This window comes from Pseudomonas petrae (genome assembly GCF_021728295.1).
Taxonomy (GTDB): domain Bacteria; phylum Pseudomonadota; class Gammaproteobacteria; order Pseudomonadales; family Pseudomonadaceae; genus Aquipseudomonas; species Aquipseudomonas petrae.
The window spans coordinates 275,572-301,889 of record NZ_JAKJXE010000004.1; the positions used below are offsets into that span (position 1 = coordinate 275,572).

18 protein-coding genes and 1 other RNA gene are annotated in these 26,318 nt (G+C 58.5%); 10 read left to right on the plus strand and 9 right to left on the minus strand.

Annotated elements, in window-relative coordinates; genetic code table 11:
- Positions 1-127 precede the first annotated feature (127 nt).
- The 4 genes from L4G42_RS08945 to L4G42_RS08960 all read left to right on the plus strand — a co-directional run bounded on the left by L4G42_RS08945 (position 128) and on the right by L4G42_RS08960 (position 3,643).
- Positions 128-2,305, plus strand: coding sequence for a tape measure protein (locus L4G42_RS08945; RefSeq protein ID WP_237251431.1), 2,178 nt, complete (start codon positions 128-130; stop codon positions 2,303-2,305).
- Positions 2,302-2,583, plus strand: coding sequence for a hypothetical protein (locus tag L4G42_RS08950; RefSeq protein WP_237251432.1), 282 nt, complete (start codon positions 2,302-2,304; stop codon positions 2,581-2,583). The genes L4G42_RS08945 and L4G42_RS08950 overlap by 4 nt, the downstream gene beginning before the upstream one ends.
- A 2-nt stretch (positions 2,584-2,585) precedes the next feature.
- Complete coding sequence (locus L4G42_RS08955; RefSeq protein WP_237251433.1) at positions 2,586-2,783, plus strand: hypothetical protein; 198 nt, start codon at positions 2,586-2,588, stop codon at positions 2,781-2,783.
- A gap of 218 nt (positions 2,784-3,001) precedes the next feature.
- Positions 3,002-3,643: a hypothetical protein gene (locus L4G42_RS08960; protein WP_237251434.1), complete on the plus strand. Its 642-nt coding sequence runs from the start codon at positions 3,002-3,004 to the stop codon at positions 3,641-3,643.
- A gap of 762 nt (positions 3,644-4,405) precedes the next feature.
- On the opposite strand, the gene L4G42_RS08965 is transcribed toward L4G42_RS08960, so the two are convergent.
- Entirely contained in the window at positions 4,406-4,792 is a 387-nt protein-coding gene (locus L4G42_RS08965) for a Rha family transcriptional regulator (protein WP_237251435.1), read from the minus strand.
- A 163-nt stretch (positions 4,793-4,955) separates the two neighbouring features.
- On the opposite strand from L4G42_RS08965, the gene L4G42_RS08970 reads away from it, so the two are divergent.
- Together L4G42_RS08970 and L4G42_RS08975 are read left to right on the plus strand one after the other, a co-directional pair.
- On the plus strand, positions 4,956-5,576 hold the full coding sequence (locus L4G42_RS08970) for a recombinase family protein (protein WP_237259697.1): 621 nt from the start codon (positions 4,956-4,958) through the stop codon (positions 5,574-5,576).
- 674 nt (positions 5,577-6,250) lie between these two features.
- A complete protein-coding gene (locus tag L4G42_RS08975; protein ID WP_237251437.1) occupies positions 6,251-6,952 on the plus strand; it encodes a hypothetical protein in 702 nt (233 codons plus the stop codon).
- 415 nt (positions 6,953-7,367) lie between these two features.
- Here L4G42_RS08975 and L4G42_RS08980 read toward each other — a convergent pair whose 3' ends face one another.
- The gene (locus L4G42_RS08980; protein ID WP_237251438.1) at positions 7,368-7,901 is read right to left on the minus strand and encodes a helix-turn-helix domain-containing protein; all 534 of its coding nucleotides are present in this window, start codon (positions 7,899-7,901) and stop codon (positions 7,368-7,370) included.
- 481 nt (positions 7,902-8,382) lie between these two features.
- Positions 8,383-8,479: signal recognition particle sRNA small type (gene ffs, locus L4G42_RS08985), an RNA gene on the minus strand.
- Positions 8,480-8,715: 236 nt separating this feature from the next.
- On the opposite strand from ffs, the gene L4G42_RS08990 reads away from it, so the two are divergent.
- Complete coding sequence (locus L4G42_RS08990; RefSeq protein ID WP_237251439.1) at positions 8,716-9,210, plus strand: GNAT family N-acetyltransferase; 495 nt, start codon at positions 8,716-8,718, stop codon at positions 9,208-9,210.
- Positions 9,211-9,214: 4 nt separating this feature from the next.
- Here the strand turns inward: L4G42_RS08990 and L4G42_RS08995 are convergent, their stop codons facing one another.
- From L4G42_RS08995 to L4G42_RS09020, 6 genes are all read right to left on the minus strand, one after another.
- Complete coding sequence (locus L4G42_RS08995; RefSeq protein ID WP_237251440.1) at positions 9,215-11,020, minus strand: putative bifunctional diguanylate cyclase/phosphodiesterase; 1,806 nt, start codon at positions 11,018-11,020, stop codon at positions 9,215-9,217.
- A 171-nt stretch (positions 11,021-11,191) separates the two neighbouring features.
- Positions 11,192-12,358 (minus strand): zinc-binding metallopeptidase family protein, encoded by a 1,167-nt coding sequence (locus L4G42_RS09000; protein WP_237251441.1) that lies wholly within the window; start codon positions 12,356-12,358, stop codon positions 11,192-11,194.
- Between the two features lie 1,013 nt (positions 12,359-13,371).
- Complete coding sequence (ligA, locus tag L4G42_RS09005) at positions 13,372-15,720, minus strand: NAD-dependent DNA ligase LigA (RefSeq protein ID WP_237254327.1); 2,349 nt, start codon at positions 15,718-15,720, stop codon at positions 13,372-13,374.
- A gap of 169 nt (positions 15,721-15,889) precedes the next feature.
- Entirely contained in the window at positions 15,890-16,738 is an 849-nt protein-coding gene (gene zipA, locus L4G42_RS09010) for a cell division protein ZipA (RefSeq protein ID WP_074889308.1), read from the minus strand.
- Positions 16,739-17,012: 274 nt separating this feature from the next.
- Complete coding sequence (gene smc, locus L4G42_RS09015) at positions 17,013-20,501, minus strand: chromosome segregation protein SMC (RefSeq protein WP_237254328.1); 3,489 nt, start codon at positions 20,499-20,501, stop codon at positions 17,013-17,015.
- 3 nt (positions 20,502-20,504) lie between these two features.
- Positions 20,505-21,164, minus strand: coding sequence for a GntR family transcriptional regulator (locus tag L4G42_RS09020; protein ID WP_237254329.1), 660 nt, complete (start codon positions 21,162-21,164; stop codon positions 20,505-20,507).
- 318 nt (positions 21,165-21,482) lie between these two features.
- On the opposite strand from L4G42_RS09020, the gene xdhA reads away from it, so the two are divergent.
- From xdhA to xdhC, 3 genes are all read left to right on the plus strand, one after another.
- Positions 21,483-22,952, plus strand: a complete 1,470-nt coding sequence (gene xdhA, locus L4G42_RS09025) for a xanthine dehydrogenase small subunit (RefSeq protein WP_237254330.1) — start codon at positions 21,483-21,485, stop codon at positions 22,950-22,952.
- A complete protein-coding gene (gene xdhB, locus L4G42_RS09030; protein WP_237254331.1) occupies positions 22,945-25,398 on the plus strand; it encodes a xanthine dehydrogenase molybdopterin binding subunit in 2,454 nt (817 codons plus the stop codon). The genes xdhA and xdhB overlap by 8 nt, the downstream gene beginning before the upstream one ends.
- 70 nt (positions 25,399-25,468) lie before the next feature.
- On the plus strand, positions 25,469-26,308 hold the full coding sequence (gene xdhC / locus L4G42_RS09035) for a xanthine dehydrogenase accessory protein XdhC (RefSeq protein WP_237254332.1): 840 nt from the start codon (positions 25,469-25,471) through the stop codon (positions 26,306-26,308).
- Positions 26,309-26,318 lie beyond the last annotated feature (10 nt).

A 26,318-nucleotide genomic window follows, 5' to 3' on the forward strand; every position in this document is an offset into this window, starting at 1 on the left:
TCTTTGACGCATGCAACGAACACAACAAAGCTAATGGCCGTCTCCCATTCCAATCGTTCATTCTTCCGGCAGATGTGCCGGGAGTTGGACAGCGAGGCGATTGGGTGATTAGAAAGGAGGTGGCCCAATGATGAATCAGGAAACAATCGCCAAGCTTGTTGGACAGCTAAGCTTTCATGTTGACCTGTCTGGACTTGAACGCTTTCAACGTGGAATGGAACAAGCACGCCAACGAATGATGGCGATGTCCAAGCAGGCTGACCAACTATCCAAGTCGTTAGGGACAAAGATGGGGTTGAAGGTTGACACGACGGCTCGTGACAAGCTGGACCGACAAGTTCGCACGTCGCTTGATAGGGAGTTGAAGGGCGAGGTGATGCTACAGAAGGCACGTCGTGCAACGTTCGCCGCTGAACTGGCTGGGCAGAAACTCCAGTTCGCCGGGCAGCGTGAATCGTCATTCCTCACCACGCAATCGCTCAAGGATCGCCAGCAAATGGCGGTGCTTGCGGCCAAGGAGTCCCGTGCCGAGCAAGCCCGGCTGAAGGTGCAGGGGCAGACCGTTAAGAACGAAGACGCCTTAGCGTCAGCCAAGGCCCGCCAAGCTCGTGTTGAGGCTTTACACGCTCAACAAGTACAACGCACGCTTAACCTTCAGGCCCAGCAGCAACGCACCATGACGGCGACGCAGCGGCTTGAACAGTCGATGCAGCAAGCTCGCGAGCGTAGTCAGCGCCAGTCTCAGAAGTACATTGAATCACAGCAGGCGGCGAAGCTGAGGGGCCAGCGCCAAGATGTTTCACACCAACAACGTCAGCAGCGTTTTGAATGGCAACAGACACGTCAACAACAATGGGAAGCCAACCAGAACAAGCCCGAGCCGTCTGGTGGATTCCTTGGGCTCGGTACAGCCGGTTTAGCCGTTGGTGGCGCTGCCGCTGGTGCTGCTGCAATCGTCGCTGCTATCAACGCCCTTGGCGAGCGCATGAGCGCTACACAAGAACGTGTCTCGGGCAGTCAACAGTTTACAAACGTACTGGCTCAAGCTGGTGGTAACAACCCAGCAAATCAAAAGATCGTCGCCGATGAGTTTGTTCGAATTGGTCAGAAGTTTGGGACCGCTCTGGATATCGACAGTGCAAAGATGTACCGCACATTCATTATGGCTGAAACTGCTCGGGGCAGTAGCCTAAGTAAAGCCATCGGAACATTCGAAACTCGACAGGCAGCATTTCGCGGTGCTGGTATGACTCGTGAAGAACAAACACGTGCCAACTTGCAACTACAGCAGATTATGGGCAAGTCTCAATCAGATCGGGAAGATTTAAATACCTTCACCGAAGCTGCTCCGCTGTTAATTGAACCTATTCGTCGTGCATGGGCAGCAAGGAACAAACACAAGCTTGATGGAAACCTTGAGAAAGATTTCCGTGCATCTACAACGGCGGGTAATCTCAAGAGCGTTGATTTCACAAACGGCATTGAACTCTTTGTGAAGGAAAACGCTGCTGCGATTCAACGTCAAAGTGATTCTATTGATGCGAACTCTACACGACTGAGCAACCAACAGTTCTTGCAACAACAGGGCATTGATAAGAATCCTGATTTGATCAACGCCATCAACGAGCGTATCAAGTCCGAACAAGAACTGAACGAGGCTATGGCGCCGTTGAAGCAAACATCCGCTAACTTGGATATTGCTTTGAACAAGCTGATGACTTCAGCCCTTGGCTGGGTATTCAACAAGGATGGGACATCACAAACCAACGCTGCAAAGATTGATGCACTAAGTCCAGACAAACCTGCTATAGACCTACAAGCCCTCACAGGCGTTGATGTCGATCCAAGTAAGGCCAGGCAACAAGACCCAATAGATCGCCTCTACAACTTCCTTACAGGAGCTTCAGACTACACCGAAGGTCCTGCAACTAAGATGCGGGCAGCACAACTTGATTTTAGCGGTGCATTGAGTCTACCGCAGCTTGATATGTCGAAGTTTGAACAACCAGAGATTGACAGCAAGTTTCATCAGATCATGCGAAACATGCAACCAATGTCAGCACCAGAACTATCATTCAGGGCTGCACAGCGGTTTTTCGATGAGTCTCCTTCACGTCCTCAGTCGTCAACGGTGAACAATAACAATACGCCGATCAATGTGACGAACAACGTAACGGTGAATGCTCAAACTGGCGCTACCGCTGAAGAGATTAGCCGTCTTGTTGAAACTGGTGTCACTGACAAGACGAAAGAAGCCTTGAGAGACCTGCTGAACCAACATGAAATGCCGCAGGACACCGAATGATTATTAAGTGGTTAAAAGCATTGGTGTTTTGCATGGTGCTTCAGATTGTAGCCAGTCTCGGTGCAATCGCTTATCTGGAAGTCCATAACAACGATATGGCTCGTGAATACTCTTTGCTGGCTGAACAGAACGCTCGTGCTTTCACCAGTGCGAGTGTTCTGGATTTGTACAACAGAATTCAACAAGAAATGCAGTATGACAGGATTGCAACAACAAAAGAAATCACACGGGCTATTGAGTTGAACAATGCTCGCAATCTATTAATTCAAGGAAACTAAAAATGACTTATACAGACATCATGAAACAAACCGACTACGAGTCTGCCGCTCGTACATACGTCATGGAGAAGTACGGAGCACTTGTCGCTCAAACATTTCCAATCCTTTCCAGCATTTTGATACGTGGGATTATCGCTGGCAAACCTGAATCAATGGTTCTGGCTGAGGTTCTGGCTGGATATTCATTGAAGCCACTTTGACCGATACCTTCAATATAGCCTAAGCACTACAGAAGGTTGACCTGAAAGGCATCAGGTGGTATAGTCCCCACCTTAACGCGAACGACCAAACCTCACATCCGCCACCGCCAAGGTGACCTCGGAGTGTGGTTTTCTGGCGTCTGCGTTTTGACACTTTACCCATCTGGCACAACCCGCGAGGAATGCCTATGCAAATAACTTGAACAGGAGAATAAACAATGGCAAAGAGTAAAGTCACAGAAGAAGGTCGTATTACGGCGATCCAGATGCGTTCTGAGGGAATGCAGTACAAGCATATTGCGGAAACCCTATCCAGTAAAGGCGTCACCTTCGACTGGTGTAAACGAAATCTCAGCACAGTGAAAGTGTTCGGCACTCACTTCTACCTAATGGAACAGATTATTCCGTTGGGCGTTCGCCCGGAAGGAATTTCCCGCAGCACGTTGAACAAGCTGATTCGCCAAGCCCATGGCATAAATAGCGGCGATCCGATTCCGTCAAAAATCGTTCAGCAGGTAAGGCGAGCGCTACCAGATGACGTGTTCATCCGCCCTGACTGGATGGACCCCCAGTCAGCAGAGGCCACTCAACGAGCTATCGTAATTGGCACGACAATCTTGATGGATCGGCTTGAGGAACTGACAGCTGATGTATGCCAGCTTTGCCCCGGCGCCTCCGCATGGCATGTTCGTGATTACATGCTCAAGCAACTGACCGGTGATTATCCCGGCGGACCGCTGGTCCAAGGCCAGCACATGGAGCAAGCAGTTGGAAAGATGGTTGTGCGTATGCCGCAGATTACCCCGTCTGAGCGTCCGCCACTTACCACGGATACTGAGTTTGAGGCGCTGTGCATTTGACTGCACCTTCTGAACAGAGAGAATACACATAGTGCACAGGTGCGGTGAGTCATGTCTGAGAGTGGTTCACACCCGAGAGTACCGCATCTGCACTTTTTGTACAGAAGATATATATAAGGTGTAGAAGTGCATACGGAACAATTCAGACGTTGACGTCTAAGGTTTACACTCTGGTGACTTCGCACCACTGAAGACCTCAGCACAGAATCACACTTAAATAAAATAAGTCTACACAAAACCGCCCTTGCTCTTGCCTTTGATCTTAACTGTATGCTCCGCATACGGGTTAACCATCTCTTCGTGGTAACGAGTGCTGTCGCACTTCGTGATTATGCACGAAACAGAAGATCACAGGCGAAGAGCAGGATTTTTGTTGATCTCATTTATTTATTAGTGATCGACCGAAGGTCATGTGTCGATTCTTCCACCGCGAGGTGGGGATCAACCTCAACGGTGAATGACCTTACAGCTAACCGCTGTGATGAACATCTGCCTTGACCGTGCATCAGTTCTTAGTCTGTCAGTGCAGAGCGACGGGCACTGCGCCATAGCGGAAGCTATGAGGCTGACTCCTCTCTGGGGCGATGTGCGTCAGTAATTCAGAGTAAACCCCTCAGAAATAGGTTTAAAACCCTGCTCCGAGTGTGGATATTCTATGGCCTGAAAGTTGTAGCACGTCTCTAGCCCAGTGTTTCCGGGGACTTGTGCTGACCAGTTGCCAAGCTGGATACATTCAAAGCTATTAATTAGCAAGCTAACGATCTAAATCGCCTCTGAGATTGCAACCTTCGCTGCCCAGACGCAAGCCAGCTCTTCCTCAAGCGCTGTCATCTTGTCGTACACAGCAGCAGAGATTGCTGGGGAGTAGGACATAGCCATGAGCGTGGCTTCACGTTTCGGGAAGACGTAGCATTTCTGCGTGCGGTTTCTGTCGTCAATGTAATCTCCCAAAAATTTGGGAGATTGAGATTCACCCAGTGTTTGCACCACTTTGCCCATAAAGTGATCATGACGTAGCTCTGTGTATTTCTTAGCCTGCCCATTGGCAAACAGAGCGGCACGCTCCTTGTTGATCATATCGACAATATCCAGCGAGGTCAGAATTGTTCCAGAGCCGGTGGAACTTCTCGTGCCAGCTTTTGGGTGCATCGCCGATTGTCCCGGCAACACCAGTTCTTACTACTATCAATTAGGTCTACTCAAGTGGTAGTGAGATAGCCGCTGATCTATTGCTATCAAATACCACTATTAGATAGCTATATGATCGCATTATCATTCGTCTATCAGATCGCGAGCTAAAGGATAGACAACCATGAACGCCCACTTGTACCTTCGAGCATCAACCAAGGATCAAGACGCCAATCGTGCAAAGGCGGCATTAGAAGCCTTCGCTGCTGACAAGGGTTTGAGCATCATCGGCGTCTACGCCGAGAACATTTCCGGCACTAAGCTCAACCGTCCTGAATTGATGCGCCTGCTGAACAGTGCCAGCGCTGGTGAAATTCTCTTGTGCGAATCTGTGGACAGACTTTCGAGACTGTCCCAAGCCGACTGGGAGACTCTCAAAGCAGCAATCAAGGCCAAGGGGTTGCGTCTGGTGATCGCCGACCTACCAACGACGCACATGCTGATCGATGACAAAGGCATCACAGGCCAGATCATGGAAGTTATCAGCAACATGCTGCTGGACCTCATGGCGACAATGGCCCGTCTGGACCAAGAAAAGCGTGTAGAGCGTATCAACCAAGGCTTGGCGAACAAGCGTACTGCCGAAGGCTGGACCCCACCGGGTAAGGCTAAGAACGCTGCCAAGTGGGACAAGATCACCAAGCTTCTGATTGCACACCCGACCATGAGCGCTGACCATGTAGCCAAGCTCGCTGGATGCGGTGTTGCCACTGTGTACCGTGTTAAGCGTGATCAGAAAGCCTAACCGTTCTACGTGTCAGCAGAGCCCGCCACGTGCGGGCTTTGTCATGCCAGTTCTTGGCCCAACGAGTGACCAACTCCCAGCAGTGAGCACGCCACGATAGGCATCGAGCAGGGTCGTCAGGACTTATTATGAGATTAGTCAGCGTCATGACTGCTCAGTGAGCTACCCGCTTATCAACTCCAGCAAAAACACCATCCCGCCATTATTATTTCCCAGCCAGAAAACTCAGTCGCCCTTGAATGTGCTCGCCTTTCCACAGCGGGAATTTGAAATCGCCAGAAAACGTCCATCGCTCACATCACGAAGTGACGATCATCCTGCTCCCTCAATGGATGCACAGCTTCAGCTTTGGCAGGTGCAATTGCATCCCCAGCCCTCGACATCCGTTCCCACCCAACCAAGCTCAACGCAAATGCACAACTCAACAGGGCAGCCAACCACGACTTCATTTGTTGCAATCCTCAGCAGGGTAACGGACATAGGGCGCTGCATTATCCTGATGCAATGCCACATTGCCACTGTCAGTCGTCGGATTGCCTTGTTCGGTGGGAAAGTCGCATGCGCTGGTCTGTTCCGAGCAGGAAGGCACTGTAGATCGCATCGCAAAATCTGATGACACTCAGAAGCCTCATCCGGTACGTTGCTCGACCTAATCTCGCTTAAGGACGACCCCGATGATTCCCGATGAAATAATTGAACAGGTGACGACAGACTCGATTAACGGCGTCCTTCGTCTCATTTCCTATGTCCGGGATCAGATAACCGACCAGCCGGACTATTCTGAACGCGAACATGAGGTGTCGCTCGAAGCATTCGCCCTCGTGAGCAGCCTTCATGAAGCCGACATGATCCACACTGATGTGTTTGAACCTGAACTTGACGGCAATATGCAAGACGCGTGCATGAAAATCTGGCAATACCTGAAGCTCGTTGAGACGCAACTCAGTGCTCAAGCTTCAGGCCGTCGCCTCCAGAGTCTGAAGGAGAAGTTCACGGTTGCAATTACAAACGGCTTCGCCTATGAATTCACCGAAGGTGATATCAAACGTGTTCAGGAGCTGATCAACGAGCTACGTGACGAGCTGACGAAGGAGTCCCGGCTTGACGAGAATCATAAACGTCGGCTGATGAGACGACTGGAGGCGTTGCAAAAGGAATTGCATAAAAAGGTATCAGACCTCGACAACTTTTACGGGCTGCTTGGAGCATTCGGTGTCGCAGCCGGTAAGCTGGGCACTGACGCCAAACCGCTTGTAGACCGTGTCAAAGAGATTGTTGGCATCGCATGGAAGTCAGAAGCTCGTGCTGAGCAGCTATCCAGCAGTGCGGAGAATCCACTACTCGGCAGTGACGCTGAGCCTCCAGCCTTGAGCTGACCATCTGGGGACGCGGGTCTGCACAATTGAGGCCCGTACTGGATGTAAGGCTATCTCGGCAACACCTTGCACGACCAACAGTGGATCGTCTGGAACAAATCATCAGCGGCGAGGGAATCGCCGCCAAGACAGTCATGCTCACGCCAGCGGATTCACCCTCATCCTCGCGGATGTACATCAATCCAATACGAAGATAATAGAAATCCAGCTCTTGCCTTGCCCTTGCTTTACAGATTGTTCGTGCAGAGCCCTAAAAGCTTTTTCTCTACATCTCTCTGTATAGATATCTGTCTCATTACTGGGTCATCCTGACCTATGCCGGGTAGGTCATATTGAGCTATGGCACGGTTCATCCTGACCTATGGCACCCCACCCGGTGAGCTTTCCCACGGGTCATATTGCCCTGCCGCACAGGTCATCCTGCATCACGCATCCAAGGCGGAGAATCGTCGTAAGCGTCATCGTCCACATCTGGAACGGTCGCCATCACCACCAACGACAGCGTAGGCTTCGCCACCTTCGGTAACGCTATCGGGGCGTACTCTGGGACGCGTTCACACTCAGGGTCTGGAATGACCACCACAGGCTTAGGGATCGCCTTGTGCGGCGCCACAGGAGCCAGAACCAAATCGTGCGTGATCGTCATCGAGTTTGAAAACGCACACCCGTGGATTTTACGTTTCTCAATAGCCAGATAGCCGTGCTTGGTCATCTTGCCAACGAAACGCTTCACGGTGCTCAGGTCGCAGCCACAGGCATAGGCAATATCGGCTTGGTTATCGAACCAAGGGTTGCCCAACTTTTTCGTAAAGTAGTCGTGACGTTTCTTCATCCACGCCCACAAGATTTTGTCTTGGGCATTGATCGGGATGATTTCGCAGGTAGTGCGGCTGATGAAGTGTTTTGCGGTGAGAAGATCGAGGGGGATTTTGCAGAATTCTTCAGACATGGCGGGTGCGTCTCCTTGTGGTCAGTTCATTAAGTGTTTCACGTCCTTCGGCGTAATCGCCGTGCTGGATGTTTGGTCGCCGTGATTGGCGAAGGACAGAATACTCCCACATTACAGGGCGTGAGTCAACCAAAATTTCTTGCAATCTGTGACAGATGTGATAGTGACTTATGGCGGCTTCAGGAGGGCATCTGAAAGCTTGCAGGAGACGCGATAGCATAATAGACATGCTAGGGTAGCTCTCTAGGCTATACAGCGTCTCTGGCGAGGTCTGGTGCGTAATAATGCCGCTGGTGAGTGATTCGATGGGACGTGCATCTAGCCGACGCAACGAGCATTAACAGACGATAGCTTGCGAAAAATGAACGATGTAAGATCGCCAGCACAATGCACCACTTAGGTGTACCTAAACGCTGTCACACTTCGAGATTTTGTCACTGACAACTCATTGATTTACAACGAGTTTTTAGATAGGTGGCAACCCCACCAGCCACACCCCGGCACACAATGTTCCCGCTGTGGCTGCTGCCTTCCGGCTCTGACCAGGTTCACGGGTAATCGTTGCGGGGGGACCGATGGGGTCACCATAACGACGCTCGCCAGTGGCGAGCCGCGCCATTGTACCGGTCTCGCGCGAAGTTACAACCTCTTGTTTCAGATTAAGATTTTGAGCGTATCCAAGCCGGTGCGGCCTGTGCGATGCGGCCATCAAGCCGTGGGATGCGGCACAATGGCGCCTGAATTTTCACCGTCCGCCAGCACTTGACGCGTCCCAATGCCGGCCCTGCCAGGGCGCAAGACCCAGGAGTCACCGATGCACTTCGCGCTCACCCGCCATGAATCCCTCTCCCCCACGCAACAGCACCAGTTGCTGGAAATTGAGCTGTTGCCCGAGCAGATCCGCCACGTTGGCGACATCTATGGCGGTTTGCACACGCTGACCGCACGTCCCATCGCCGACCGGCAAGGCTTCGTGCTGCTGATGGACGACATCCCACGGGGCTTTTTCATACTTAAGCGCAGGTCGCTGTTGCCGGACTGGGCACGTGAATGCGCGAGCGTAACCACTACGCTGCACGCGCTGATGATCGATCGTCGGTTTCAGGGCCTGGGGCTGGGCAAGCAGTGCCTGCGCGCACTACCGGCGTTGGCGCAGGCGTTATGGTCAGATACGGAGCAATTGATGCTGGCAGTGGAGACCGGCAATCACCCGGCGCGCCAGCTGTATCTGGCGCTGGGTTGGCAGGAGTTGCCTAACCGCGATCCGGATCAGCCCGGCTTTGAGCGGCTGATGCTTCTCGCGCTGTAATCACTCAGTGCGCCAAAGATCGCAACTGCCGGACCTTGCTGCGGCGCTCGACGTTCATCCAGTGTTCGAGCGCCGTGACGGTCATGGGCCGCGCAACGAGGAAGCCTTGCACTTCGTGGCAACCCAGTTCGCAGAGGATTTCGTAGACGCCTTCGGTTTCCGCCCCTTCCGCGACGACGCGATAGCCGAGGCGCTTCGCCAGATCGACGATGGCTTCCACCAGGCCGCGATCCTTATCATTGCTGTCGATGTTTTCCACCAGCGACTTGTCGAGCTTGACGGTGGTAGCCGGGAGTTGCCGCAGGTAGGTCCAGTTGCTGTAGCCGGTGCCGAAGTCATCGATGGCGATGTCGATGTTCAATCCGCGCAGGCGCTCCAGCTGCAGGCGGGTCACTTCAGGGTTGTCGCACAAGGCGCTTTCGGTGAATTCAAGCTCGAAGCCACTCGGGTCAAGCCCGCTGACGGTCAGTTGCTCGAACAGCGCGTCGCTGAACGACGAGTTCGCGAGGTCGATTGCCGATACGTTCATCGCCACTTTGAAGGCGTAGCCCTGCGCCTGCCAACTCGCCGCTTGAGCGACGGCTTTCTTCAGCACCCAGAGGCTGAGCGAGCGAATCAGCGCGGTCTTTTCCGCCAGCGGGATAAATTCCACCGGGCTGATCGGGCCCAGCACCGGATGCTGCCAACGCAGCAGCGCTTCGACGGTCACGATGCGGCCGGTCGCCACTTCCAGCCTCGGCTGATACACCAGCGACAGCTGATCCGGACTGCGCACTGCTTCGGCCAGCGAGGCCAGCAGCAGAAAAGCCCGTTGCTGGGCGAAGTCCAGGTGCGGCTCGTACCAGCGCCACCCCGTCGACTTGCCGCGGGCTTCGTCCGCCGCGCTGACCACCAGCCGAATCCAGTCGTGCTCATCGCAGCGACCCAGGCCCAACGGCAGCACGCCGATACCGACGTCCATCTGAATGGGGATGTTGCGGCAGATCAGCGGCTGGCGAAAATGTTCAAGCAACTGCCGGAATTGCTGTTCCGACTGCTCGGGGCGAGCGTTACGAGTGATCAGCGCGATGCGCGTGGGGCTGACCTTGTACAGCGCGGTGTCGGCGGGCAACTGGCTGCGGCAGTTTTCGATCATGCAGCGCACCAGCTCTTGGGCGAAGCTGTAACCCAGCGCTTTGACGATGCTGTCGAGAAACGCAGGCGCAACCATGTCTAGCGCGACCAGTGCATATTTGCGCCGATCCGCCAGGGCGGCGAGGTCTTCTTCCAGGCGCAGGCGGTTGAACAAACCGGTGGGCTGATCGACGTAGCTGGCGTGGCGCAGATTGTTGAGCCGCTTCATTACCAACTGGCCATACATCTCCAGCATCGCCAGGTCGCGCGGGTCGAGTGGCGGACGGGGCGTGCTGTCGATGATGCACAGCGTGCCCAAGGCCAGGCCATCGGCGGTCACCAGCGGCACGCCGGCGTAGAAGCGGATGTGCGGCTCGCCGGTCACCATCGGATCGTCGCTGAAGCGCGGGTCGAGCATCGCGTCAGGGACCTGAAAGGTTTTGTGGCTGAGGAGGGTGTAGGCGCAGAAGGCGATCTCGCGGGGCGTATCGCGGTCTTCAAGGTCTGCCCGTGCCCGAAACCACTGGCGGTGCTCACTGACGATGGAAACGAGGGCGATGGGGACCTGGAAATAATGGATCACCATCGTGATGATGTGGTCGAGCACATCGTCCGCCGTCGCACCGATGAGCCCCATGTGGGTGATGCGCGAAAGCTGGCAAGGCTCGTTGTCGGGAAATGAAGCACGGGTGGCCATAGCTGAAATCCCTTTTAGACCGCTTCGCAAATCGCTTCGCCAGTAGTGTCAAAACGATATGTCTAGGGAAAATAGCACTCCTTTTTGCACCGTGCAGGCGTCGCTGACAAGCGGTGAATTCCCTTCACCGCTTCGTACTAATGGCATTTAGCAACCACTCACATGAGTGTTTTACGGCACTTGCAGCACGTCGTCGGCCTTACCGCCCGCGCCTTGTATGACCAAATGGATGAAATGCAACTTGGTGATGACCGCCGGCGGCAGCACGAACGGGTAGAAATCCGCCTGGCCCATGGCGCGGGACAACTCGTTGAGCATGCCCGCCAGTTCGATCCACGCATTGACGAACGAGAGGAACGCCGGACCGCCCGGATGCTGAGGGTCGTACAAGGTTTCCAGCGGGAACGGCTGGTAGTCGAGGTCCATGTCACGAGCGCTCATGCCCAAGCTCAGCGCGGTGTCGACGGCGTCCATCATGTGCAGGTAATGCGCCCAGGTTTCTGCCCAGTCTTCCCACGGGTGCATGGTCGCGTAGGCGCTGACGAAACTCTGCTGCCAGTCGGCCGGCGCACCGTTCTGGTAGTGATGATCAAGGGCCTCGGCGTAGCTGGCGCGGTCGTCGCCGAACAGGTGGCGGAAACCGTCCTGCCAGTAGGTGTCGGCGATCAGGCGGTCCCAGTAGTAATGGCCCACTTCATGACGGAAATGCCCGAGCAGCGTGCGGTAGGGCTCGTGCATCTGCACGCGAACTTTCTCACGAATCGCGTCGTCGGCCTCTTCGACGTTGAGGGTGATCAGGCCACTGGCATGGCCGGTGGTTGGCAGGTTGCCTTCCAGGTCGACGCCCAGGAATTCGAAGGCCAGCCCGCGCTCTTCATCCACGCTTTTCGGGATAACCTGAAGACCGAGGGTGATCAACTGCGCGACCAGCCGGCGCTTGGCGGTCTCGATCTTGCCCCAGCGCTCGGGGTTTTCCGGCACGGACAGGTCGGGGATGGTCTTGTTGAGGCTACAGGCGATGCAGAATTCTCCGGCGTTCAGCGCAGGAAACACCCAATTGCAGGCCGCGGGTGTGTCCAGGTTGGCGCAACGACGGTAGAGCCCGGCCTGGGGCTCGTCGGTCAGACGCCAGGTCTGCGCCTCGGGGCCCGGTTCCAGGGCGGCAATCTTGCTCTGCTCCGGGAGATACCCCAACGCTGCCGAGCAGGCCAGGCACTGACTGTTGCGGAAAAACACCGACTGCCCGCAATGGCACTGCCAGACCTTACTGTTGCGCTTGCTCTCACCGGCGAACGGCGCCGCGATCCGTGTGCTGAGTTGCTCGAAGAACTGGAACATGGCGATATCCTGATGGGGCTGCAAGCACTAGATCGTCAAGGGTAACGGGGGTTCCGTGGGATTTCTTACTTACTCTCAGGCCCGCTCCTTCACTCAGTTCAGATCCGAAGGCCCGCCTAACGGCAGGCATTTCGCCTTCGGCGAGTTACTTGGAAAAGCACCCCAAGTAACCAAGGGTGCTTGCTCCTGGTTGGGCCCGACTTCGTCGGGTTCCCTCACTTCGACGACGCTCCGTGGGCCCGCGCCGAACGGACATCCATGTCCTGACGGCGCTCTCGCCGCATCCATGCGGCTCGACCCACTGCGCGTCGTCTACGTTCGGCCTGCACCAAAGTCGCGATTGGCGGTGTCTGGTCCGGCTGTGTATGAAGATCAAGATCAAGAGCAGATCAAAGGCTTCCCGGCTGAAGCCGGTTCTACGGGGTGCGCGTTTTTCCAGCTGATCGTTGATCGTTCCCACGCTCTGCGTGGTAACGCCGCCTCGGACGCTCCGCGTCCCTACGTGACACGGAGCGTCGCGGGATGCATGCCCACGCGGAGCGTGGGTACGGTCAACTGCTGAACTGCGAAATTGATGGTGACTGAACCGGCCCCTTCCCGGCTGAAGCCGGTCCCACTAATAGCAGCGCGTGCATTCAGTGAGAGTCGCGGTCACCCCGACTGTAGGACCGGCTTTAGCCGGGAAGCCTTTGATCTGCTTTTGATCTTCAAGCGCAAATGGCTCAAACACCGCCAATCGCGACTTGGGTGCAGGCTGAACGCAGGTCTCGCGCAGTGGGCCGAGCCGCATGGATGCGGCGAGAGCGCCGTCAGGACATGGATGTCCGTTCGGCGCGGGCCCACGGAGCGAGACCGGAGTGAAGGAACCCGACGAAGTCGGGCTAAACCAGGAGCACAAGCCCTTGGTTACTTGGGGCTTTATCAAGTAACTCGCCGAAGGCGAAACAGTCTGCCCTCAGGCAGACGCCCTTGATCTTAAGGACCTTGATCTTGATCTTGATCTTGATCTTGATCTAGCTCAACTCGACGCCATGCTGTTTCAGGAACCCCACAAACGCCTCTTCGTCCAGCACCGTCAGCCCCAGCTCGTTGGCCTTGGTCAACTTTGACCCCGCCCCCGGCCCGGCCACCACCGTGTGCGTCTTCGCCGAGACCGAGCCGGACACCTTCGCCCCCAGCCCCTCCAGCTTCTCCTTCGCCACATCCCGGCTCATCAACTCCAGCGACCCGGTCAGGACCCACGTCTGCCCGGCCAGCGGCAAACCCTCGACCACCTTCTTCTCGCTCTGCCAGTGCATGCCGAAATCCTTCAGCTGCTGCTCGATCGCTATGGCCCGCTGCGCATTCTCCTGAACGTCGAAAAACGCCCTCACTGCCTGCGCCTGCTTCTCCGGCAGCGTCTGCCGCATATCCAGCCAGTCCGCCTTGACGACCGCCTCAAGCGTGCCGAACCTGTCCGCCAGCTTCTGCGCCGCACCCGGCCCTACCGACGGAATATTCAACTTATCCAGCAGGCCGCCCAAGGTCGCACTCGCCGCGAACTCTGCACCCAGATCGCCCATGTCCTGCAGCGCCATCTGGCATTCGCCCAGCAACGCGCCGATCACATTCTGGTTGTGCTCGTCCTCGAAGAAGCTGTGAATCTCATGGGCGACTTCCAGACCCACGTCCGGCAAATACGTCAGCACCTCCGGCAGCGCCACAATCACCCGATCCAGCGAACCCAACGACCGCGCCAATACCTTGGCCGTCTCCTCGCCCACGTCCGGAATGCCCAACGCATAGATGAAGCGCGCCAGCGTCGGCTTCTTGCTGTCGTCGATGGCCTTGAGCAGCTTCTTGCTGGAGATCTCGGCGAAACCCTCCAGATCGATGATCTGCTCGTACTTCAGCTTGTACAGATCGGCCGGCGAGCCGATGAGCTTCTCGTCCACCAGTTGCTCGATGGTCTTGTCGCCCAAGCCCTCGATGTCCATCGCCCGACGGGACACGTAATGGATGATCGCCTGCTTGAGCTGCGCGCCACAGGCCAGACGGCCGACGCAGCGATACACCGCGCCCTCGCTGACGGTTTCCTTGCCCTTGCTGCGCTTGATCAGTTGCGTGCGCTCGACCTGCGAGCCACACACCGGGCAGGTCTGCGGGATCTCGACGGCGCGCGCGTCTTCCGGGCGTCGCTCCTGCACCACCTGCACCACTTGCGGAATCACATCGCCCGCGCGGCGGATGATCACCGTGTCGCCGATCATCAGGCCCAGGCGCGCCACTTCGTCCATGTTGTGCAGCGTCGCGTTGGCGACAGTCACGCCGGCGACTTTTACCGGTTTCAAACGGGCCACCGGCGTGACGGCGCCGGTGCGGCCGACCTGGAATTCCACGTCCAGCAGCTCAGTGAGTTCTTCCATGGCCGGGAATTTGTGGGCGATGGCCCAGCGCGGTTCGCGGGCGCGGAAACCCAGCTCGCGCTGGGCGGCAATGCTGTTCACCTTGAACACCACGCCGTCGATTTCGTACGGGAGCGACAGACGCTTCTCGCCGATGTCGTGGTAATACTTCAGGCAGTCTTTGATGCCGTGGGCGATTTTCATCTCGCGGCTGATCGGCATGCCCCACTCTTTCAGCTGCTGCAGGTTGCCGGTGTGGGTGTCGGCGATGTCGTGGGACACCTGGCCAATGCCATAGCAGCAGAATTCCAGCGGACGGTTGGCGGTGATTTTCGAATCCAGCTGGCGCAGGCTGCCGGCCGCCGCGTTGCGCGGATTGGCGAAAGTCTTGCCGCCGACCTCCAGCTGGCTGGCATTCAGACGCTCGAAGCCGGCCTTGGACATGAACACTTCGCCGCGCACTTCGAGGGTGTCCGGCCAGCCCTTGCCGTGCAGCTTCAGCGGGATATTGCGAACGGTGCGCACGTTGACGCTGATGTCTTCGCCGGTGGTGCCGTCGCCGCGGGTGGCGCCGCGAACCAGGGCGCCGTTCTGGTACAGCAGGCTGACCGCCAGGCCGTCGAGTTTCGGCTCGCAGCTGTATTCCACCTTCTTCGAAGCAGCGGGCAGATCCAGGCCTTCGTTGACCCGACGATCGAACTCGATCATGTCGGTTTCTTCAAAGGCGTTGCCCAGGCTCAGCATGGGGATTTCGTGGCGCACCTGGGTGAACGCCGACAGCGCCGCACTGCCCACCCGCTGGGTCGGCGAGTCCGGGGTCACCAGATGCGGGTTCTCCGCCTCCAGCGCCTTCAGCTCGTGGAACAGCCGATCGTATTCGACGTCCGGGATGCTCGGCTCGTCGAGGACGTGATAGCGGTAGTTGTGCTGATCCAGCTCAGCGCGCAGTTCAAGGATGCGGGTTTCGGCGGCTTTCATAAAAATGGTCTCGAAATGCAAAAGAGCAGCCGAAGCTGCTCAATTTGTAATGCTTGTAACTGTAGGAGCGCGATTGGACGCGAAAGTGTCCGAGCAATCGACGCGGTGGTGACTGACCCACCGCAATCGCGGGCAAGCGCGCTCCTACAGGGGCGCGCTAATCAATGAATCAACGACGCTGGGTCAGGGCGCGACGTTCGAACTCGACGATGCGCTGACGGTAATGCTCGATGGTCTGCGCGGTCATGACGCTGCGCTGATCGTCTTTCAATTCACCGTTAAGCTCGTGGGCCAGCTTGCGAGCGGCAGCGACCATCACATCAAACGCCTGCTTCGGATGACGCGGCCCTGGCAGACCCAGGAAGAAGCTCACGGCGCGGGTGCTGAAATGGTCGATATCGTCCAGATCGAACACGCCCGGCTTGACCGCATTGGCCATCGAGAACAGCACTTCGCCGTTGCCGGCCATGCTTTCGTGACGGTGGAAAATGTCCATTTCGCCGAAGCGCAGGCCGCTTTCCAGAATGTTCTGCAACAGCGCCGGACCCTTGAAGCCGCTTTCGTCCCGGGAGATCACGCTGATCACCAGCACTTCTTCAACCGGTGGCAGGTCCTTGTCTTCGGTGATGCGCTGGTTCGGCTTGTCGTCCGGGAAATCATCGTCGCGGGCACTGAACAGGTCAGGACCGGCGCTCAGATTAAGGTCGCCCTGATGCGGTTCGTCCTTGCGCTTGCCGCGTCGCGGTTCACGTTCGGCGCGCTCGCGGGGCGCTGCACTCATCGTCGGCAGGTCGTGCTCGTCGAGTTTCGGTTCTTTATGGGTGTCCAGGACGCGCGCAGGGCCCAACACCTCGGCGGACGTCGGTTCGTCGTCGTCCGCCGCGTTGGAGAAGCTGCGGTCCAGCCTGAATTTCAATTTGCCCTTGCCACCGCGCATACGGCGCCAGCCGTCAAAAAGAATACCGGCAATGACAATAATGCCGATGACGATCAGCCACTCTCGCAGACCGATTTCCATGTAGTCCCGTGCCTCTAATGAAATTCTGAAAATTAAGGGCGCAAACCCCTTTAAAACGTGGAGCCAACTCTATGTTCTGAATGGCCTTTTACCCACGCGAAATGAAAAAGTGGACATTAAGCTAGCACGACCAAAGGCAACTTTACACCGTCTGTTACATCTGGCAGGTCACAAGCATCTGTAACACTGCAACGGTGGTTCCTGTACTGGACGCCCGTGCGCCACTTTTCCCTGCAAATCTGCATGATCGCCACGCGATCAACTGCGCATCCCGCTACGACTCCACCAGCGCCATCGCCTCCTCTACGTCCACCGCCACCAGCCTTGAACAACCTGGTTCGTGCATGGTGACGCCCATCAACTGGTCAGCCATTTCCATGGCGATCTTGTTGTGGGTGATGTAGATGAACTGCACCGTCTGCGACATCTCTTTGACCAACCGGGCATAGCGCCCCACGTTGGCGTCGTCCAGCGGCGCATCGACTTCGTCGAGCATGCAGAACGGCGCCGGGTTGAGTTTGAAGATGGCGAAAACCAGCGCCAGCGCGGTCAAGGCTTTCTCACCCCCGGACAGCAAATGGATCGTGCTGTTTTTCTTGCCGGGAGGACGCGCCATGATGGTCACCCCTGTATCGAGTAAATCTTCGCCCGTCAGTTCCAAGTAAGCGCTGCCACCACCGAAAACTTTTGGAAACAGTGCCTGAATTCCGCTGTTTATCTGATCAAAGGTCTCTTTGAAACGGTTACGCGTTTCCTTGTCGATCTTGCGGATCACGTTTTCCAGCGTGTCCAGTGCTTCGACCAGATCGGCATCCTGAGCGTCCAGGTAGCGTTTGCGTTCGGACTGCTGCTGATACTCGTCGATGGCCGCGAGGTTGATGGCGCCGAGGCGCTGAATCCGCGCGGCGATGCGTTCCAGTTCTTCTTCGGCGGCCTTCTCGGTGGCTTCGGCGGTCAGGGTCGCCAACACGCCATCCAGGTCGTAGCCGTCTTCGTGCAGTTGCTCCTGAAGCGCCTTGCGCCTTACGGTCAACGATTGCCATTCCAGGCGCTGCTGCTCCAGCTGCCCACGCAGCAGCTGCGATTGCTGCTCGGCCTGGGTACGACGTTTCTCGGCTTCGCGCAGTTCGCGGTCGGCGTCTTCCAGAGCGTTCTTGGCGGTGCGCATCTCTTCGTCGACCACCATGCGCTTTTCCAGCAGCTCTTCGAGCTTCATGCGCAACTCTTCCAGCGGCGCGGCGCCCTCCTCCAGATTCAGGCTCAGCTGCTCGCGCTTCTCAGTCAGGCGCTCGGACTGCATCTCCAGACGCTCCAGCGCCTGACGCGTGGAATCATGCTGCGCGCGCAGCGAACCCAGGCGCACGGCCAACTGGTTGGCGTGATCCTTGTGCTGACGGGCTTCCTGACGCACGCGATCCAGACGCTCGCGCAGGCTGTCGCGCCGGGCCAGCAGCAACTCGCGCTGTTCGGTGTCCAGCGCCATGCTGTCGAGGGCATCCTGCAATTGCAGGCGGGATTCGCCGAGGGTTTCCTGCTCCATGGCCCGCTGTTCGGCCAGTTCGGTCAATTCTTCATCGAGCCGCGTGCGGCGCAGGGTCAACTGCTCGACCTTGGCTTTGGCAGCGGACAACTGCGCCTTGAGCTCGCTTTGCTGGCGGGCTTCGTCCTGCAAGCGACGGCGCAATTGCTCGCGGTTGTCTTCCTGGGTGCGCTGCTGTTCACGCTGGGTCGACAGTTGCTCATCCAGCGCGGCCAGGGTTGCCTCACGCTCTTCGCGCTCGGCTTCCAGGCGCTGCAATTCCTGACCCCGCGCCAGCACGCCGCTTTCGGCCTCGCTGGCGCGGCGCACGCGCAGGAAATCCCGCCCGACCCAATAGCCGTCGCGGCTGATCAGGCTCTCGCCGGCGCCCAGTTGCCCGCGCAGCGCCAGCGCATCGTCGAGGGTTTCAACGGGTTTGACCTGGCCCAGCCAGTGGGTCAGATCGACCTGCGTGTCGACCTTGTCCAGCAGACTTCCAGGTATCCGCGTGACATCAGCGCCGGGACTGACCAGGCGCAGGTCGCCCTGACTGAATCCGGCCAGATCAAGAGCGGCGAAATCATCCACCAGCACCGCATTCAGGTCGGCGCCCAGCACGGTTTCCACGGCCATTTCCCAGCCGGCCTCGACCCGCAGCCCTTCGGCCAGACGCGGACGCTCACTGAGTTGATGATCGCGCAGCCACTCGGCGGTACCGGCGCCCGGATCGAGGGCTGCTTGTTGCAGCGCTTCCAGCGACGCAAGACGGCCGTTCAACCGCTGCAGATCGCCCTGGGCCTGCTGTTGCGACTGGGTGGCCTGTTGCAGATCGACGCGCAGTTGCTCAAGGCGCTCGATCAGTTGATCTTCTTCAGCGGTCAGCTCTTCAAAGGCCATTTCCCGCGCGGCGAGGTCTTCGCTGAGTTCGAGAATCGCCGCGTCTTCAGGATCGGCCGCGAGCAATTGGCGCTCTTCGCCCAAACGCCGCTGACGCTCCGCCAGACGCTCCAGGCTGGTTTCCAGCTGCTGAATGCGCGACTGCTGCACTTCCGCCTGCTGCCGGGGTTCGGCGGACGTGAGGTTGAAGGCGTCCCACTGTTCCTGCCAGCCGTGCATGGCTGTTTCGGCGTCTTCCAGCGCGGCGGCGGATTCTTCGGCCGCCGCGAGGGTTATCTCCTGCTCCGGCTCAAGCATTTCCAGCTCTTCGCCGAGGGTCGCCAGCAGTGTGCGGTCGTGGCCCAGGTGGGATTCGGTTTCCAGGCGCGCGCGCTCGGCTTCGCGCAGGTCGTCCTGCAACTGACGCAAGCGCTGCTGGCCGTGCTGGATGCTCTGCTCGACCCGGGCGATGTCGCCGCCCACGGAGTAGAAACGCCCCTGCACCAGGTTGAATCGCTCGGACAGGTCGTGATGACCGTCGCGCAGACGCTCGATGGCGGCGTCGGCACTGCGCTGGTCGGCGACCAACGACTCAAAGCCGACCTCCTGATTGGCGATCACTGATTCGCGTTGAGCCACCTGCTCGTTCAGCGCCTGCCAGCGCAACGCCGACAGCTGCGCCTTGAGCTGACGCTCTTCGGCTTTGTATTCCTGATACTTCTCGGCCGCCTGGGCCTGACGCTGCAGGCGCTCCAGCTGACGACCCAGTTCTTCGCGCAAATCGGTCAGGCGCGCGAGGTTTTCGTGGGTGCGGCGAATGCGGTTTTCGGTGTCGCGCCGACGCTCCTTGTACTTGGAGATGCCGGCGGCTTCTTCGATGAAATTGCGCAGGTCTTCGGGCTTCGCTTCGATCAGCTTGGAGATCATGCCCTGCTCGATGATCGAGTAGCTGCGCGGGCCCAGGCCGGTGCCGAGGAAGATGTCGGTAATGTCGCGGCGACGGCATTTGGTACCGTTGAGGTAATAGCTGTTCTGGCTGTCGCGGGTGACTTTGCGGCGAATGGAAATTTCTGCGTAGCTGGCGTATTCGCCGACCAGAGTGCCGTCGGAGTTATCGAAGACCAGCTCGATGCTCGCCTGGCTCACCGGCTTGCGGCTGGTGGAGCCGTTGAAGATGACGTCGGTCATCGACTCGCCGCGCAGGTTCTTGGCCGAGCTTTCGCCCATGACCCAGCGCACCGCGTCGATGATGTTGGATTTGCCGCATCCATTGGGGCCGACCACGGCCGCCATGTTGCTGGGGAAGTTCACCGTCGTCGGGTCGACGAACGATTTGAACCCGGCCAGCCTGATGCATTTGAGGCGCATGAATCAGCTGGCCGCCAGGGCAGACAGCACCGATTGGCAACTGCGCTCGGCGTAGCAGGTCAGCACCTCGCGGATACGCGCCAGATCCCGGGCCACCACCGCTTCGAGCAATTGGCCGAAGAGGGTCACGTACTCGCTCATCTCCGCCTGGCGTTGATCCAGGGCAAGAAAGTAGAAGCGGCTCATGGAGGGCTGCAGGTTCTCGACGGTCTCTTCCAGGTAGGGATTGTTGGCGAACGGATAGGCCGCGCGCATCACGTTGAAGCTCTCTTCGACGAAGCCCTTGACGTCCTGGCGCTCACAACTGGCGATCAGCCGCTGCTGAATCTGCATGAATGACGCCAGCTCGACGGATTCTTTCCAGCTTCGGGCCACGGCGAGGCCCAGCAGGATGTACATCTCGCTCATCAGGGCGCAGAGGCTGGTGATGTTGTGAGGGGTCAGGACCGACACCTGCGCGCCGCGACGGGGCAGGATCACGATCAGATGGCGGCGCTCGAGAATCAGCAAGGCCTCGCGCACCGAGCCCCGGCTCACGTTCAGCGCGGCCGTGACCTTCTGCTCCTGAATCCGCTCCCCTGGCTTGAGCTCGCCGCGAATGATGCGCTCGGCAAGGTGATGAGCAATCTGCTCGGCGAGGCTGTCAGGTGCCTTGAACGTCATTTCTTACCTTCAACTTCTTTGGTCGCAAACAAGCGGCGGAGTGTATCGCACTGCAGGTCTGTGGCGCAGGGCCATACTGTGGAAACTGGCACGAATTAAGCAGAAACACGGACGTGTTCCGATCACGAGCATCCAGTCTTTAAACATCATCGTCAGGCGGGTTATCGGCAATTTCAGGAAATAATGAATTTCTTGACCTTTGAGTCAGAAATTAATTGACCCAATAGTCAGAGCTGATAGATTCATCGACATGTTCGATGACCCATCCGCCGGCAGCTGTGACCAGTGCTTTTTAACGACAAGAACGAGGCGCGACCCGTGATCCAGTTTCTCCTGAACCAAGAGCTGAAAACCGAACAGGCTCTGGACCCCAATGTGACGGTGCTCAACTACCTGCGCGAGCACCTGCATAAATCCGGCACCAAAGAAGGCTGCGCCAGCGGCGATTGCGGCGCGTGTACGGTGGTCGTTGGCGAGCTGACCACCGATGCGGCGGGCCGGGAGCAACTGAGTTATCGCAGCCTCAATTCCTGCCTGACCTTCGTGGCCTCGCTGCACGGCAAGCAGTTGATCAGCGTTGAAGACCTCAAGCATCAGGGCCGCTTGCACAGCGTGCAGCAGGCGATGGTCGACTGCCACGGTTCCCAGTGCGGCTTCTGCACGCCGGGCTTTGTCATGTCGCTGTTCGCGCTGCAAAAGAACAGCGCCGAATCCGCCTCCTCCGAAACCAGACACGCCCAGGCCCACGAAGCCCTGGCCGGCAACCTGTGCCGCTGCACCGGTTATCGGCCGATCCTCGCAGCGGCCGAGCAAAGCTGCAGTCAACCGCAGGCGGACCAGTTCGACGCCTTGAAGGCTCAGACCATCGCCCGCCTCAAGGCCATCGCACCGACGCAAACCGGCGAGCTGAACAGCGGCGACAAGCGCTGCCTGGTGCCGCTGACCGTCGCCGATCTGGCCGACCTCTACGATGCCTATCCGCAAGCCAGGCTGCTGGCCGGCGGCACCGATCTGGCCCTCGAAGTGACACAGTTCCATCGTCCGCTGCCGGTGATGATCTACGTCGGGAATATTGCGGCGATGAAGAAGATCGAGCACTTCGAAGACCGCATCGAAATCGGCGCGGCGACCGCCCTGACCGATTGCTACGAAGCACTGAGCCGCGAGTACCCGGATTTCGGTGAATTGCTGCACCGTTTTGCATCGCTGCAGATCCGCAATCAGGGCACCCTCGGCGGCAACATTGGCAACGCCTCGCCGATTGGCGACTCCCCGCCTCTGCTTATCGCACTGGGCGCGAAGATCGTGCTGCGCAAGGGCGAGCAGACCCGCACCCTGGCGCTGGAGGACTACTTCATCGACTACCGGGTGACGGTGCGTCAGGAAAGCGAGTTCATCGAGCGCATCATCGTGCCCCGAGCTAACGCCCGGCAGACGTTTCGCGCGTACAAGGTGTCCAAACGGCTGGACGATGACATCTCGGCGGTGTGCGCAGCGTTCCGTGTGCACGTCGAAAACGGCGCCATCGTCGACGCCCGCGCGGCGTTCGGCGGCATGGCGGCGATCCCCAAACGCGCGGCCCATTGCGAGCAGGCGCTGATCGGCCAACCGTGGACGTCGGCCACCATTGAGCGCGCCTGCGCCGCACTGGCCGAAGATTTCACCCCGCTGACGGACTTCCGCGCGAGCAAGGAATACCGCCTGCTCAGCGCGCAGAACCTGCTGCGCAAATACTTCATTGAAGTGCAAACGCCTCATATCCAGACGCGGGTGACAGCTTATGTCTAATCATCATTCAGCCAGGTCCCAGGAAGAAATGGTCGCCCTGTTTCAACAGGACCTGACCACCGGCGTCGGCCGCAGCGTCAAGCACGACAGCGCCGACAAGCACGTCTCCGGCGAAGCGATCTACATCGACGACCGCCTCGAATTCCCCAATCAACTGCACGTGTATGCGCGCTTGTCCGACCGAGCCCACGCGCGCATCCTCCGGGTCGACGTGTCGCCCTGCTACGCCTTCGACGGCGTGCGCATCGCCATCACCCACGAAGACATTCCGGGCCTCAAGGACATCGGCCCGCTGCTGCCCGGCGATCCGTTGCTGGCCATCGACAAGGTCGAGTTCGTCGGTCAGCCGGTGATTGCCGTGGCCGCCCGGGATCTGGAAACAGCGCGCAAGGCGGCGATGGCCGCGATCATCGAATACGAAGACCTGGAGCCGGTGCTCGACGTCGTCCAGGCCTATCGCCATAAACACTTCGTGCTCGACAGCCACACCCACCAGCGCGGTGATTCGGCGACGGCGCTGGCGTCCGCCACCCACCGGATTCAGGGCACGCTGCACATCGGCGGTCAGGAACACTTCTACCTGGAGACGCAGATTTCGTCGGTCATGCCCACGGAAGACGGCGGCATGATCGTTTACTGCTCGACGCAGAACCCGACCGAAGTGCAGAAGCTCGTCGCCGAAGTGCTGGATGTGTCGATGAACAAGATCGTCGTCGACATGCGCCGTATGGGTGGCGGCTTCGGCGGCAAGGAAACCCAGGCCGCGAGCCCCGCGTGCCTGTGTGCGGTGGTTGCGCGCCTGACCGGCCAGCCGACCAAGATGCGCCTGCCGCGCATGGAAGACATGATGATGACCGGCAAGCGGCATCCGTTTTATGTCGAGTACGACGTGGGCTTTGACAACGACGGACGCTTGCACGGGATTCAGCTGGAGCTGGCGGGCAACTGTGGTTATTCGCCGGACCTGTCCGCGTCCATTGTCGACCGTGCGATGTTTCACGCCGACAATTCGTATTACCTGGGCGACGCCACGATCAACGGCCATCGCTGCAAGACCAACACCGCGTCGAACACGGCCTACCGGGGCTTCGGCGGCCCCCAAGGGATGGTCGCCATCGAGGAAGTGATGGACGTCATCGCCCGGCACCTGGGCAAGGACCCGCTGGCGGTGCGCAAGGCCAACTACTACGGCAAGACCGAGCGCAACGTCACGCATTACTACCAGACGGTCGAGCACAACATGCTCGAAGAAATGACCGCCGAGCTGGAAGAAAGCAGTGACTACGCCGAGCGGCGCAAAGCGATCAAGGCCTACAACGCCAACAGCCCGATTCTGAAGAAAGGCCTGGCATTGATTCCGGTCAAATTCGGCATCTCCTTCACCGCCAGCTTCCTCAATCAGGCCGGCGCGCTGATCCACATTTACACCGACGGCAGCATCCATCTCAATCACGGCGGCACCGAGATGGGCCAGGGCCTGAACGTCAAAGTGGCGCAGGTGGTGGCCGAGGTGTTTCAGGTCGATATAGATCGGGTGCAGATCACTGCGACCAACACCGACAAGGTACCGAACACGTCGCCGACAGCCGCCTCCAGCGGCGCTGACTTGAACGGCAAGGCCGCGCAGAACGCTGCGGAAATCCTCAAGCAGCGGCTGGTGGAATTCGCAGCCAAGCACTACCAGTGCGACGAGTCGCGGGTGGAGTTTCGCAACGGCCACGTGCGCGTCGGCGAGCAGGTCATCAGCTTCGACACGCTGGCGCAGCAGGCGTGGATGGGCCAGGTGTCGCTGTCGAGTACCGGCTATTACAAGACGCCGAAGATTTTCTACGACCGCAGCCAGGCGCGCGGCCGGCCGTTCTATTACTTTGCCTTCGGCGCGGCCTGCACCGAGGTGCTGGTCGACACCCTGACCGGCGAATACAAAATGCTGCGCACGGACATTCTTCATGACGTCGGCGCCTCGCTGAACCCGGCCATCGACATCGGTCAGGTCGAGGGCGGCTACATTCAAGGGATGGGCTGGCTGACGACCGAGGAACTGGTCTGGAACGACAAAGGCAAGCTGATGACCAACGGCCCGGCCGGCTACAAGATTCCGGCCGTGGCCGACATGCCGGCGGACCTGCGCGTGAAGCTGGTGGAGAACCGCAAGAACCCCGAAGACACGGTATTTCATTCCAAAGCCGTGGGTGAGCCGCCGTTCATGCTGGGCATCGCCGCGTGGTGCGCGATCAAGGATGCGGTGGCGAGTCTGGGCGATTACCGGCATCAGCCGAATATCGATGCGCCGGCGACCCCGGAGCGGGTGTTGTGGGGGTGTGAGCAGATGCGCGCGTTGCAGGCTGCACTGCCGGAAGCGGAAGACGTTGCCCATGAGCGGGCGGGCGAGATCGTTCCCACGCTCCGCGTGGGAATGCAGCCCGCGACGCTCCGCGTCGATTAGGCGACGCGGTGCGTCATGGAAGGCGTGCCCACGCAGAGCGTGGGTACGATCGATGCGTGAGGAGAATCACATGAATAACTGGATCAGCGCCCTGGCCGATTTGCAGCAGCAGGGCGAGGCCTGCGTGCTGGTGACCATCATCGAGGAGCGTGGCTCAACGCCGCGCAATGCCGGCTCGAAAATGGTCGTCAGCGCCGCGAGGATCTTCGACACCATCGGCGGCGGGCATCTGGAATACAAGGCCATGGAAATCGCCCGGGAAATGCTCGCCAGCGGCAGCCAGCAAACCCGTCTTGAGCGCTTCAGCCTCGGCGCCAGCCTGGGTCAGTGCTGCGGTGGCGTGAACGTGTTGCTGTTCGAACCCATGGGCCAGCCCCAGGCACACATTGCCGTTTTCGGCGCCGGCCACGTCGGGCGGGCGCTGGTGCCGCTGCTCGCCAGCCTGCCCTGCCGCGTGCGCTGGATCGATTCCCGCGAGGCCGAGTTTCCCGCGCACATGCCAGAAGGCGTGACGCAGATACTCAGCGAGGACGTCATCGAAGAAGTCGATAACCTTCCCGCTGGCAGCTATTGCATCGTCATGACCCACAATCATCAGCTGGACCTGGAACTCGCCGCCGCCATTCTCAAGCGAGGCGACTTCAGCTATTTCGGCCTAATCGGCTCGAAAACCAAGCGCGTGAAATTTGAGCATCGCCTGCGTGATCGTGGCTTCGACGCCGCAGTGCTGCAGCGCATGCGTTGCCCGATGGGCCTGACCGAGGTCAAAGGCAAACTGCCCATGGAAATCGCCGTGTCCATCGCCGGCGAAGTGATCGCCACCTACAACGCTCATTTCGGCGAGCAAAGCACCACCGCCGAACCTGTCGCCAAGCTGCTGCCGGTGTCCCGCCGCAGCCAGGCCCAATGAATCCCGGAAG